The 12,044-nt window shown below is 72.7% G+C and carries 9 protein-coding genes; 5 read left to right on the top strand and 4 right to left on the bottom strand.

From position 1 onward, the window contains the following. Positions 1–54: 54 nt before the first annotated feature. The gene (locus ACIRRU_RS15910) at positions 55–1,335 is read right to left on the bottom strand and encodes a ricin-type beta-trefoil lectin domain protein (RefSeq protein WP_403680519.1); all 1,281 of its coding nucleotides are present in this window, start codon (positions 1,333–1,335) and stop codon (positions 55–57) included. Continuing rightward, the gene (locus ACIRRU_RS15905) at positions 1,332–1,997 is read right to left on the bottom strand and encodes a type VII secretion system-associated protein (protein ID WP_403680517.1); all 666 of its coding nucleotides are present in this window, start codon (positions 1,995–1,997) and stop codon (positions 1,332–1,334) included. The genes ACIRRU_RS15910 and ACIRRU_RS15905 overlap by 4 nt, the downstream gene beginning before the upstream one ends. Before the next feature lie 282 nt (positions 1,998–2,279). Here ACIRRU_RS15905 and ACIRRU_RS15900 point away from each other — a divergent pair, with 282 nt between their 5' ends. Further along, positions 2,280–3,458, top strand: coding sequence for a mannose-binding protein (locus ACIRRU_RS15900; RefSeq protein ID WP_403680514.1), 1,179 nt, complete (start codon positions 2,280–2,282; stop codon positions 3,456–3,458). 148 nt (positions 3,459–3,606) lie between these two features. Here the strand turns inward: ACIRRU_RS15900 and ACIRRU_RS15895 are convergent, their stop codons facing one another. Beyond that, positions 3,607–3,801, bottom strand: a complete 195-nt coding sequence (locus tag ACIRRU_RS15895) for a hypothetical protein (RefSeq protein ID WP_403680511.1) — start codon at positions 3,799–3,801, stop codon at positions 3,607–3,609. Between the two features lie 647 nt (positions 3,802–4,448). Between ACIRRU_RS15895 and ACIRRU_RS15890 the strand changes: the two genes are divergently transcribed. Both ACIRRU_RS15890 and ACIRRU_RS15885 read left to right on the top strand, forming a co-directional pair. After that, positions 4,449–6,059 (top strand): hypothetical protein, encoded by a 1,611-nt coding sequence (locus ACIRRU_RS15890; protein ID WP_403680509.1) that lies wholly within the window; start codon positions 4,449–4,451, stop codon positions 6,057–6,059. 320 nt (positions 6,060–6,379) lie between these two features. Continuing rightward, positions 6,380–9,382 carry a family 16 glycoside hydrolase gene (locus ACIRRU_RS15885; protein ID WP_403680507.1) on the top strand — a complete coding sequence of 1,001 codons (3,003 nt, stop codon included), beginning with the start codon at positions 6,380–6,382 and terminating at the stop codon, positions 9,380–9,382. A 116-nt stretch (positions 9,383–9,498) separates the two neighbouring features. Here the strand turns inward: ACIRRU_RS15885 and ACIRRU_RS15880 are convergent, their stop codons facing one another. Beyond that, positions 9,499–10,083, bottom strand: a complete 585-nt coding sequence (locus tag ACIRRU_RS15880) for a DUF998 domain-containing protein (RefSeq protein WP_403680504.1) — start codon at positions 10,081–10,083, stop codon at positions 9,499–9,501. Positions 10,084–10,293: 210 nt separating this feature from the next. Here ACIRRU_RS15880 and ACIRRU_RS15875 point away from each other — a divergent pair, with 210 nt between their 5' ends. After that, complete coding sequence (locus tag ACIRRU_RS15875; protein WP_403680502.1) at positions 10,294–11,502, top strand: saccharopine dehydrogenase C-terminal domain-containing protein; 1,209 nt, start codon at positions 10,294–10,296, stop codon at positions 11,500–11,502. 133 nt (positions 11,503–11,635) lie between these two features. Continuing rightward, positions 11,636–12,043, top strand: a complete 408-nt coding sequence (locus ACIRRU_RS15870) for a YciI family protein (RefSeq protein ID WP_403680500.1) — start codon at positions 11,636–11,638, stop codon at positions 12,041–12,043. Position 12,044 lies beyond the last annotated feature (1 nt).

Raw genomic sequence — 12,044 nt, 5'->3', positions numbered from 1 at the left:
GGTCCCCGATGCCCGGCGACCAGGGGCACGGTTCCCCGCCACCCGGCGTCCGGATCAGGTGCTCCACTTCTGATTGTCGTTGCCCGTGCAGGTGAACAGGATCAGATAGGTGGACGGGCCCCTGTCCTTACTGTGGTAGGGGATGTCGACGCACTTCCCGACGACGGTGTTGACCAGGTCGTGGGCGCCGTTGAAAGCGAACTTCTGGGCGGCGGACCCGTTGCACCAGGCCAGTTGGATGGGGGTGCCGTCGTTGAAGTTCGCGTTGGCGACGTCCAGACACTTGTCCTTGGCCCGGATGGTGCCGTCGGAGCCGAAGCGCCACTTCTGGGCGTCGGCGCCGTTGCAGTCCCACATGAAGACCTGCTGGCCGTCGTTGAAGTTGTGGCCCGGTACGTCGATGCAGCGCCCGGAGAGGTGGCTGCGGAAGGAGACGGGGCCGCTGAACGTCACCGCCGGGGCCGCCTTGACCCGTTGCTTCGTGGCCGCCTTCTTCTTGGCCTCGGCCTTGGCCTTCGCCTCCGCTGCTTCCTTCTTCTCGGCCGCCTGCTCCGCGGCCTCCTTCTTGGCCTGGTCCTCGGCCGGCGGGGCGGGAGGAGGAACCTGCACCACGGGCTTCTGGGGCTTCTCCGCCTTCGGCTCGTCCTTCTTCTCGGCGGGGGCGCTGGTCTCGGGCGCGGCGGCGGCGAACTCGCCGGGCGCCTCCTGACCGTTGCCGTCCAGGACGGTCCCGGCTCCGGCGGTGTTGACCCGCCGGGGCTCGTCGCCGTCGTTCCCGGCGAGCACGAGGAAGGGCACCGACACGAGCAGCGCGCCCGCGACCGCCGCCCCGGCCAGGGCGGCCTTCCCGGGCCGCCCGACGGGTCCGGTCTCCGTCTGCGGCTTGCCGATGGCGGTGGCGCTCATGGTGCGTACGAGAGCGGGGAGGCGGCTCTGGGCGGCGGCGGAGGCCTCGGCGTCGGACTCTCCGTCCTTCGCCCCGTCCTTCGCGGTGCCCGCGGAAGCGCCCTCCGGCCGGCCTTCGGCGGTGGTGGCTGCCTCGGGGCTCCGGGCGGCGCCCTCGGACCCGGTCCCGCCCTCGCTGCCGGCCGGGGCGGCCTTCGCGAGCCCGGCGGCGGGCGCTGCGGTGTCCGCGGAGCCCTTCGCCTCTCCGGCCTTCCCGGCCTCGGCTTCGGGGGCGGGGGCTGCTTCGGTCCGCGACGCGGCGGCCTGGGGTCCGGTGGCCGGGTCGGGTGCGGCCGGGGCGGCGCTGTTCGCGGCCGCCTCCTCCCTCTCGGCTCCGGACTCCGGGCGGGCCTCAGCGGCGGCCTGGGTCTTCTGGGACGAACGCGTCATGGGGTTCTCCCTGTAGTGGGGGGCCAGGGTTCGGTCGGGCCGTCGCCGCCGGTCCGCTTCCCGGAGCCGGGAAGGCTCTCGAGCGGGACGAGCAGCGGTGCGGCGGCACCGGCGTTGACCATCAGCAGGGTGCCGGGCTCGCCGAGGGAGCGGGCCACCTCCCTGACGGGCAGGGTGGCATGGTCAAGTGCCGGGGACATGAATGCATGTGTGGACGAGGTGAACAACAGCGCCACCGGCGCCCCGTCGCTGCCCGCGGCCACGAGCGGCAGCCCGTCCGGTCCGCGCACGACGGCGACGTCCGCCTCCGCGAGTGCGGCGAGCGCGGCGTCCACCGAACCGTATCCGGTGGCGGCCCGCTGGGCGGCCGCGTCCACCGGGTCGGTGGGCTCCGGCCAGCCGAGGGCGCGCGCCGAGGGCCGGTAGGCCGGGTTGGCGCGGTACTCCCCCACGCCCCCGTCCTCGTCCGAGCGCCACTCGCCCAGCACCGCCCACTGCGGCGGTGTCCGCTCCTCGGTCCACTCCGGGTCGGCGATCCCGACCCAGTGACCCGGCGCGCGGCGGGCGGCGTCCTTCACCGCCTCCGGTACGGGGAAGGGCTCGGCAGGGGTGAACGGGGACGGTTCCCCGCTCTCCTGCCGCTCTCCGGGCGGTATGTGCACCTGAACTTCTCGCTCCGTACGAATGCTTGAGCGCCTGACGGCTCTCCCGCCGTCGACGGTACGCGGACCGGGAGGTCAACAGGATGGCATACGGCTCGCGCCTGCGGGGCCTGGCGGCGGGCCCGAATCGGGCGCTCACGTGCCCGTTTACCGCCCGGCTACGGAACGTTTGGGGAGCAGCGAGACGCAGGAGGACAAAGCGACGGCGTCCGTTGGGCCGAGAGGTCACCATGCTCTCCCGAACGGGCTACGTTGGGCACGCCCCCGAGGAGGAGTCACCGAATGTCCCCCGAGCACCCCACACCCGGCGCCGAGACCACTCCGCCCGCCGCCGCGGAGAAGCCCGGCGCCCGCCCCTCACCCTCCAGCGACCCGGCCGAGACGCGGAGGACACCGGCCTCGCCCGGCACTCCGGCGGCGGAACCGGGGTCCCGGACGCCGTCCGGACCGCAGGCCACGGCGGAGAAGAAGGAGACGGCCCCGACGGCTCCGGCCGCGGCCCCGGCCGCCGCCGCGGATCCGGTCTCGGAACCGGCCTCGGAACCGGCCCAGCCCTCGCCCGGACAGAAGGCGTCCCCGGGCACCGGGGCGGCCGCCGAGTCCGCGGCTCCCGAGACCGGTGGGACACCGACGGCGGGGACCGGGTCCGCGGCCGAGACCTCGGCGTCCAAGGCCGCCAAGGGCGCCGACGCTTCCGAGGCCGGTACGCAGGGCGTGGCACTGGCCGCGGCCGTCGGCACCCGCCCCGGGACCAGGACGATGTCCGCCGCGGACAAGGGCCGCCCCCGTACCCCGGTCCTCGCGGGAGCCGCGTTCGTCGGTGCCGCCCTGGTGGCGATACCCGTGCTGCTGATGGGCAGCGCGAACGACGAGGAGCCGCGCAGGACCTCCACCGCGCCGGTCGCCGGGAGCGCGGACACCGTGCTCAATCCCGAGACGGCCCCCGCGGCGCTGGACGACTACGTGGCGGCGAAGCCCTCACCGTCCCCGGCCGAGCCGAAGAAGGCCGCCCCGCCGAAGGTGGTCCCCGCGCCTCCGCCCCCCGCGCCGGAGCCCCGGACGAGCGCCCCCGAGGCCAAGGCCGAGGAGAAGCCCAAGGCCTCCGCCAAGCCGAAGCCCAAGGCGGCCCCGAAGCCGAACTGGGGAACCCAGACCGTCTCCGCGCCGAGTTCCATCGGCGTCGGCCAGTCCTGGGCCACCAACCGGATCCGCCTCACGATGCAGCAGGACGGCAACCTGGTCGTCTACAACGAGCACGACAAGCCCATCTGGGCGGCCATGACGTTCGGCCAGAACCACCGTGCGATCTTCCAGCCGGACGGCAACCTGGTCATCCACAACGGCGAGGACCGCCCCATCTGGGCGTCGAAGACCCATGACTTCGGAGGTGCCCGGATGGTCCTCCGGTCCGACGGCAAGGTGGTCATCGAGCACAACGGACGCGTGGTGTGGTCCACCTGACCGATCTGACCACCTGAGCCGCAGCCTCCGGGGGCCCGGGAACAGTGTCACCCCGGCGGCTCCCGGGGCGGCCGCGGGCCCCGGCCCGGACGTGCCGGTCCGGACAAGGACCCGGCGCTCCTCGGCCGGGGCTCGTCCGTGAGCCGTTTCACCCGATGGCGCGCAGCACCAGGCGTACGGCCGCCACGACCCCGCGCGCGGCCCACGCGAACAGTCCTGTCTCCACGGCCAGTTCAGCGGCGTCCGCCGCCGTCTCGCCGCGTTCGAGCGACCGGCCGCGGCACGTTGAGCAGGTCCGGGGCCAACGGCGCTTCCGCGCACGGCACTTCTCGCACTTCGCCATGCGGTGCATTCTCACCGCCACCCCCTCCCGGGGCGAATCGAACGGAGCGCGACGGAGGCGGCCCGTGCGCGTCGGCGGCCGCCGGACGCGGGGGCTGCACCGGACGTTTGGGAGGGGGCGGGGACCTCGGAGGAAAGTCCGGGGTGTGCTCAAGGTTCATGGGAGGGCTCCCGGAGCAGGGGCGAACTCCCCCTGGGGTGCGTCGGGCGTGTGCGAAGGGCTCTCACGGGTGGAGGAGTCGCGGCCGTACAGGGCCGGGCCCGGCGTTCCGGCGGCCGGGTCTCCGCCGGGCCGACACCTCTCCTGTGCCAGGTCGTTGGGTCAGGTATGTACCCCGCCCGCGGTTCCGGCATCCGCAGCGGCCGGGCCTTTCCCGCGCGCCGGGGCCGGCCGCCCGCTGATCTGCTCGCGTCCCGGAGAGCGCCGCGGCCGACGGGGCACCGCGGCCTCCGGCGCGGACCGGCCGACGTCGGCCGCCCCGGGGGAATCCTCTCGGTATTCACTCCTGCGTCAGCGGGTCATGACATAGCGTGATGGGCGGGGAGGGGAGGCAGCCGTCCGGTGTCCGAGCCGGTGCGCTCGGGTCGGGTCGCTTCCCCGCAGAGGTCAGGCACGGATCGGCAACGGGCAGAAGGGGCGCTACGGGCGTGGAGAGCACCGCGACGAGTGAGTTGGACGAGCGGCTTCCGGGGCGGAGGTGGACGGTGCGGCTGGATCCGGCGGGCGGGGGCAGCGCCTCCGTACGCGTCTCGTGCAGCCGTCCGGCCTGCGCTCCCCAGCAGTTCCCCGCCGCGGCCGCGGGTCGCGCCGCCGCCGTCGCCCATCTCAAGGCCCACCTCCGGGCCGCTCCGGCGCCCCGGTCCGAGGCGTACTGCGCCTGCCGGGCCGAGGAGTGCCGTCTGCACACACAGCCGACCGGCTCCCGGCCCGCCGCGCCCTGGCGGTGCGGCGGTCCGGTGGTCCTGGCCGTCGTGCACGACCGGCAGGGCCGCTGGTGGCAGGTGATGGAGTGCTGCACCCGCTGCGCGGCCGCCCACCCCGCCGCGAAGGTCGTCGCCACCGCCCCGGCCTCGTCCGGACCGGGCCGGGCGGCCGGTTCCGGTGCCGCTTCCGGTCCCGGTGCACGCGCCGCGTCCGGTGGCGGTGCGGCTGTCGGGCGTCCGGTGGGCGGGGCGGTGGGCGCGCCTCAGTTCTCCGACCGCTCCCCGTCCCAGGGCACCGTGGCGCGGGAGGTTCCCGCTCCCCGCTCCGCACCGGTGCGGCGTCGCCCCCGCTACGGCAAGATCGCGCAGCGGACCGTCCCGCAGGATCTGCGCCCCGTCGCCCTGCGCGACGAGCTGGTGGAGCTGGGCGATCTCTTCCGCGCCTACCAGCGGAGCGGCGAACCCGACCTGATGGAGCTCGCGGAGCTCCACTCGCGTAAGGCGAAAGCCTTCGTCACCTGGGCGGAGGTCACCGGCGACGCCCGGTTGCGGCTGGAGGCCGAGCGGGCCGAGCAGGCGGCCGCCGCCGCTCTCGTGCAGTACCAGTTCCGCACGGGCGTCACGGGCGAGGGCCAGGAGCCCTTGGTGAAGCGGCTGCTCACGGGAAGCGCGCAGCAGCACGCCCGCGACATCCTCGACCACGTGGCCGGGCATCCGCCTCTTCCCGGCCCCGAGGCGCGCCTGTTCGCGGTGATGCTGACCCTGCGTACCGTGCTGACCGGCACCGGGAACCTGGTCGGTCAGGACGTCACGTCGCTGCCGCTGCGGGATCCGGCGGATCTGATCGGGCGGCTCGTCGCGTGCGGCTGGCTGACCATCCCCGGCACGCCGGACGAGGTGCTCGCCTCCCGGCCCGAAGCCCCCACCCGGATCACCGTCCCCTCCCTGGTGCCCGGGGACGAGGGGTCCGGCCCGTTCACCTTCGGCAGGAAGACCCGGCCGAAGATCAGCGGGTGGGCCCAGAAGGTCGTCGGTGAGAAGAAGCTCCGCAAGCGCGGGACCGCCGCCGGGACCCGGCTGCTCGCGCTGGCCCTGGCCCTCGGGTCCACCGCCGACGGCCGGATCGGGCACGAGGGCGGGGGGCTCGGGCTCGCGGGCCTCGCCTCCTGGTGCGCGGTGGATCCCGCGGACATGGCGGCGCTGGTGGAGCAGTTGGAGTCCGCGCGGTGGCTGGCCGACGCAGAGGTCACCGGCGGACATCTGACCGGGCGGCTGGACGAGCGGCTGCTGCCGCTCACCTGCCCACTGGCGGTGCCCCGGAGCCCGGCCGCGTAGCGTCCCGGCATACCCCTTCTGGTGATGGTGCGTCACTTCCCGTTGATTCGGGGAGGTTTCTTCGAGGAGACGGAACGCGCCTTTCGCGGGGCCGGTAACCCCCGGGGAACTTTTCGGCAATGCCGACGAACTTTGAACACTGTGGTGACGAAGTATGGACGGCGGCGGTAGAAGCCTCCTACTGTTTCGACGCAGCCGCCCGGAGCCTCGCCCCGGAGCGGCGCAGCCCCACCGCACGAGCCGAACGTTCACCCCCGGGCGCCGGGTGGCCCCACCCACCGCCGCGATGTGTCCCTCGCCGCGAGGGGCCAGGAGGAAGAATGCATCCACGGCCGCTCCACCGTTGCCGCAGACACCTCACCGGTCTGCTGGTCTCCGCGTTTCTCGTCGGCGCCTTCTCGGCCGCGCCGGCCACCGCCGCACCCCGTCCCGCTCCGCAGGACGATCTCCCGCCGCAGGAGCCGGGTGTCACCCTGCGCGTCTTCGACGTGCAGGTCCCTCTGGAAGAGCTGTGCGACATCAAGGCCGGACAGACCCCGAACATCGACAAGTTGATGCCCGACATCGACTGGAGTTCGGAGGACGACTTCGGGTTCAGCGATCGTTTCGTCTCCCAGGTCACGGCCAACATCACGGTCCCTGAGGCTGGTTCGTACGACTTCCGGCTGATCAGCGACGACGGGTCGCGGCTGCTCATCGACGACCGGACCGTCATCGACCACGACGGGCTGCACGGCGCCGACCCCAAGGACGGCGCCGTCGAGCTGACGGCGGGTCACCACGCGCTGCGCATCGACCACTTCGACCGCACCGGCGGCCAGCAGGTCACCCTGGAGTGGAAGCCCCCGGGCGCCGGGGACTTCGCGCTCGTGCCCACCTCCGCACTGAGCACGGACGCCGACGTCGTACGGGTGACCGCGCCGGGCCGCAAGGAGTGCGAGGGCGCGCTCGACGCCCCCGGGGACGGGCTGCCCCTGACCGACGTGCACCCCGACTACGCGCTCACCGACCTGCGTCCCGAAGGGTTCGAGCCGCAGGTCACCGCGATGGACTGGCTGCCCGACGGCCGGCTCGCCGTGACCACCTGGGGTGGCACCGACAACACGACCGGCGAGGTCTACCTCATGGACAACGTCCAGGGGGAGACCGATCCGGGCAAGGTGACGGCGAAGAAGGTGGCCGAGGGGCTCAAGGAGCCCATGGGCATCAAGGCCGTCGACGGCAAGCTCTACGTCTCCCAGAAGCACGAGCTGACCGAGCTGAGCGACACCGACGGCGACGACGTCACCGACGAGAAGCGGACGGTCGCCACCTGGCCCTACGGCGGCAACTTCCACGAGTTCGCCTTCGGTCTGCTCTACAAGGACGGGTACTTCTACCTCAACCTGTCCGTGGCGATCGACCTCGGCGGCGCGACCACCGATCCGCAGCCCGCCCCGGGACGCGGCACCACCATCAAGGTGAACAAGGAGACCGGCGAGGTCAGCCAGGTCGCCGGGGGGCTGCGCACCCCCAACGGCATCGGCTGGGGGCCCGAGGGCGACATGTTCGTCCTGGACAACCAGGGCGGCTGGCTGCCGTCCTCGAAGCTGCTCCACATCAAGCAGGACCGCTTCTTCAACCACTACACCAACCCGACCGGGCCCTTCGACTCGAAGCCGGTGACCAAGCCGGTGCTGTGGCTGCCGCAGAACGAGATCGCCAACTCGCCTTCCACACCGCTCCAGTTGACCGAGGGACGGTTCGCCGGGCAGATGCTGTTCGGGGACGTCACCTACGGCGGTATCCAGCGCGCCCACCTGGAGAAGGTCGACGGCGAGTACCAGGGCGCGGTCTTCCGCTTCACCCAGGGCCTGGAGGCGGGCGTCAACCGCATCAGCATGGGGCCGGACGGCGCGATCTACACGGGCGGCCTCGGCGCGGGCGGCAACTGGGGCCAGGAGGGCAAGCTGACCTACGGGCTCCAGAAAATCTCCCCCAGCGGCGACAAGGCCTTCGACATCCTGGCGATGCGGGCGAAGCCGGACGGTTTCGAGCTGGAGTACACCGAGCCGCTGTCCGACGAGACGGCCGCGAAGCTCGCCGAGAGCTACCGGGTCGAGCAGTGGACGTACGCCCCGACTCCCGCGTACGGCGGGCCGAAGGTCGACGAGGAGTCCCTGAGCGTCAGCGGGGCCACGCTCTCCGAGGACCGCAAGAAGGTCACCCTGACCATCCCCGGGCTGAAGGAGAACCGGGTCGTGCACGTCCGCTCTCCGCGCCCCTTCAGCTCCGCCGACGGTGCCGAGCTGTGGAGCACCGAGGCCTGGTACACCCTCAACTCCCTCCCCGGTGACCAGCCGCCGCCCACGAGCTACGAGGCGGAGGAGGCGACCCTCACCGGGGGCGCGGGCTTCGACACCGAGCACGCGGGGTACTCGGGCGGCGGATTCGTCGACAACTTCGGCAAGGAGGGCGCGGCCGTCGCCTTCGACGTGGAGACCGCCAAGGCCGGGACGTACGACGTGGGTCTGCGCTACTCCAACGGCCCGGACCCGGCTCCCGGCACCAAGACGGTGAGCGTTCACGTCAACGGTGAGAAGGTGCGGCAGACCAAGCTGCTCTCCACGACCGACTGGAAGACCTGGGCGACCGGGACGGAGCAGCTGGAGCTGCGCGAGGGCCGCAACACCGTCACCTACTCCTACGACAGCGGCGACACCGGTCATGTGAACCTCGACATGATCGCCGTCCATCCGAAGGGCGAGCGCGTCCAGCTCTTCGACGGCACGGACCAGGCGGCCTGGCAGCACCCGGACGGCCGCAGGCCTCAATGGCCGGTGAGCGGCGAGGCGATGGAGGTCGCGGGCGGTGACCTGCGGACCAAGCAGGGCTTCCAGGACTTCCGCGCCCATGTGGAGTTCTGGCTGCCGAACCTGCCGCCGGACGTGACCGGTCAGGACCGCGCCAACAGCGGCGTCTACCTCCAGGACCGCTACGAGATCCAGATCCTCGACTCGTACGGGGACGACACGCTCGCCGACAACGAGGCCGGGGCCATCTACACCAAGAAGGCCCCGGACGTGAACGCGGCCACCGCCCCGGAGACCTGGCAGTCCTACGACATCACCTTCCGGGCCGCCCGCTACGACTCCTCGGGCAACAAGACGGAGGACGCCCGGGTCACCGTCGTCTGGAACGGTGTCACGGTCCACGACGACGTCGCCATCGACGGCGGCACCGGCGGCGGGGCGGCCGAGGGCCCCACGGCCGGGCCGATCAAACTCCAGGACCACGGCAGCAAGATCCGCTACCGGAACGTGTGGGTCGAGCCGCTGACCTGACGGGACGGCGGCGGGAAACCCGAAGCCCGGTGAGGGGGGCGGCAGCGCACCGGCTGCCGCCCCCCTCACCGCTGTCGTACGTCCCCCGGCGGGTCCGTACGGCGTGCGCGTCGGGGTCAGACGAAGCGCCGTCGGCAGGAGACGACGACCAGGAAGGGCCACAGCGCCTGGACGAACGTCACCACGCGCTCGGCGGCACCGGGCGCGCGCCCGCCGTGCAGTTCCGCCAGGAACCACAGCGCGGTCGCCCCCATGAAGGCGCTGGCGGCGAGCGACACGTCCAGCCGCAGGCCCCACGGTGCCGCCCTCGTGTCGCGGACGGCGGCCAGGGGAGGCCACACCGCGAGCAGGACGAGACCCACGGCCGCCACGGCCCCGTGCTCCAGCGCGCCGCCGCTGCTCGGCACCGGGACCAGGGTCAGGGCCAGCGCGCTCAGCCCGCCTCCGGCCAGGGCCAGCCGTCCGGCGAGCGCGGCCGCGCGCAGGGCGTGCGCGGTGAGCACGTAACAGGTGCCCAGCACCAGCAGCGCCCCCGTCATCAGCCAGTAGCTGTCGGCGCCGTAGGCCGCCAGCACGCTGAGGGTCTCGCGCGCCGGGTCGTACTCCGGGCCCTGGCGCGCCTGCGCGATGGCCCAGGAGCCGACCAGGAACAGAGGGGCGCATCCGGAGGTGAGCAGAGCCCACCAGGGAGCAAGTCGCATCGGATCACCATAAAGGGGATATCGGGTCGTGTCCCTGTTCCCCGGCCCGCCCGTCCGGTGCGCCCCACCGCGATCATCGCGCGCCGCGCGGGCCGCCGGACCGGTGGTTCCGGGGCGGTGGCACCGGTCTCGGCGGCGGCGTGGCTCAAGTACGGTCCGTCCCTGGCCGAATCCATGGGCCACTGCTCCCTCACGGAAGGTGTCCACACCATGCGTGTGCTGCTTGTCGGCGCGGGCGGCGTGGGAACGGCGATCACCAGGATCGCCGCCCGCCGCTCCTTCTTCGACCACATGACCGTCACCGACTACGACCTCGGCCGCGCCGCAGCGGCGGTGAGGGCCCTCGGTGCCGACGGGAGGCGGTTCAGCGCGCTGCGCGTCGACGCCTCGGACCGGGCGGCGGTGACCGCCCTGCTCGTCGAGCAGCGGTGCGACATCCTCGTCAACGCCACGGATCCCCGGTTCGTGATGCCGCTGTTCGAGGCCGCGCTGGCGGCGGGCGCGGACTATCTGGACATGGCCATGTCCCTGTCGTCACCGCACCCGGAGCGGCCGTACGAGGAGTGCGGGGTCAAGCTCGGGGACGGCCAGTTCGAGCGGGCCGCCGCCTGGGAGGAGGCGGGGCGTCTGGCCCTGGTCGGGGTGGGCGTCGAGCCGGGTCTCTCCGATGTGTTCGCCCGCTACGCGGCGGACGAGCTGTTCGACGTGATCGAGGAGATCGGTGTCCGGGACGGCGCGAACCTCACGGTGGACGGCTACGACTTCGCCCCGTCGTTCTCGATCTGGACGACCATCGAGGAGTGTCTGAACCCGCCGGTGGTCTGGGAGAAGGACCGCGGCTGGTTCACCACGGAGCCCTTCAGTGAACCGGAGGTGTTCGACTTCCCCGAGGGCATCGGCCCGGTCAGCTGCGTCAACGTGGAACACGAGGAGGTGCTGCTGATCCCCCGCTGGGTGCGGGCCCGGCGCGTGACCTTCAAGTACGGGCTCGGCGACGAGTTCATCGAGACGCTCAGGACCCTGCACCGGCTCGGCCTCGACCGGACGGACAAGGTGTCCGTCCCCGGTGGCGAGGTGTCGCCGCGCGATGTCGTCGCGGCCTGTCTGCCGGACCCGGCCACCCTCGGTGACCGTATGCACGGCAAGACCTGTGCCGGGACCTGGGTCAGGGGGACCAAGGACGGTGCGCCGCGGGAGGTGTATCTGTACCACGTGGTGGACAACCAGTGGTCGATGCGGGAGTACGGTTCCCAGGCGGTCGTCTGGCAGACGGCCGTCAACCCGGTCATCGCGTTGGAGCTGCTGGCGAGCGGCGCCTGGAGCGGCACGGGGGTGCTCGGCGCCGAGGCGCTGCCGCCGCAGCCCTTCCTCGACCTGCTCGCGGCCCACGGGGTGCCCTGGGGGCTGCGCGAGCAGTGACCGCACCGGCACCGCCGGGAGGCGTGGAGAACGGACGGGGAAAGGCGGGACGGCGATGTCGAGAACCCCGGACCGGTTCCGTCCCCGTAGTGAACGCGGCCGGCTGGGCCGCACGGCACCGAGGAGAAGACCGATGGCCAAGTACCTGTTGCTCAAGCACTACCGAGGCGCTCCGGCGGCCGTCAACGACGTGCCCATGGACCAGTGGACGCCCGAGGAGATCTCGGACCACATGCGGTACATGAACGACTTCGCGGACCGGCTGGAGCGGACCGGGGAGTACGTCAGCGGTCAGGCACTCGCCCCCGCGGGCGAGTGGGTCCGCTACGACGGCGAGGGGCGGCCTCCGGTCACCGACGGGCCGTTCGCCGAGACCAAGGACCTGATCGCCGGGTGGATGATCATCGACGTCGACAGTCACGAGCGCGCCGTCGAACTGGCCGGCGAGCTCTCGGCGGCCCCGGGCGCGGGCGGGAAACCGATCCACGAGTGGCTGGAGGTGCGCCCGTTCCTGACCGCGCCGCACACCATCACGGAGTGAC

Source organism: Streptomyces sp. NPDC101181, assembly GCF_044767975.1.
Lineage (GTDB): Bacteria > Actinomycetota > Actinomycetes > Streptomycetales > Streptomycetaceae > Streptomyces.
The sequence above is the reverse complement of the archived record's forward strand: the minus strand, read 5'-3'. Positions and strand labels throughout refer to the sequence as shown.

What these genes read in the sequence shown, in the direction of transcription:
- ACIRRU_RS15910 (WP_403680519.1), bottom strand. Translation starts at nt 1,335, where the DNA reads ATGACGCGTTCGTCCCAGAAGACCCAGGCCGCCGCTGAGGCCCGCCCG.
- ACIRRU_RS15870 (WP_403680500.1), top strand. Translation starts at nt 11,636, where the DNA reads ATGGCCAAGTACCTGTTGCTCAAGCACTACCGAGGCGCTCCGGCGGCC.
- ACIRRU_RS15900 (WP_403680514.1), top strand. Translation starts at nt 2,280, where the DNA reads ATGTCCCCCGAGCACCCCACACCCGGCGCCGAGACCACTCCGCCCGCC.
- ACIRRU_RS15875 (WP_403680502.1), top strand. Translation starts at nt 10,294, where the DNA reads ATGCGTGTGCTGCTTGTCGGCGCGGGCGGCGTGGGAACGGCGATCACC.
- ACIRRU_RS15880 (WP_403680504.1), bottom strand. Translation starts at nt 10,083, where the DNA reads ATGCGACTTGCTCCCTGGTGGGCTCTGCTCACCTCCGGATGCGCCCCT.
- ACIRRU_RS15885 (WP_403680507.1), top strand. Translation starts at nt 6,380, where the DNA reads ATGCATCCACGGCCGCTCCACCGTTGCCGCAGACACCTCACCGGTCTG.
- ACIRRU_RS15895 (WP_403680511.1), bottom strand. Translation starts at nt 3,801, where the DNA reads ATGGCGAAGTGCGAGAAGTGCCGTGCGCGGAAGCGCCGTTGGCCCCGG.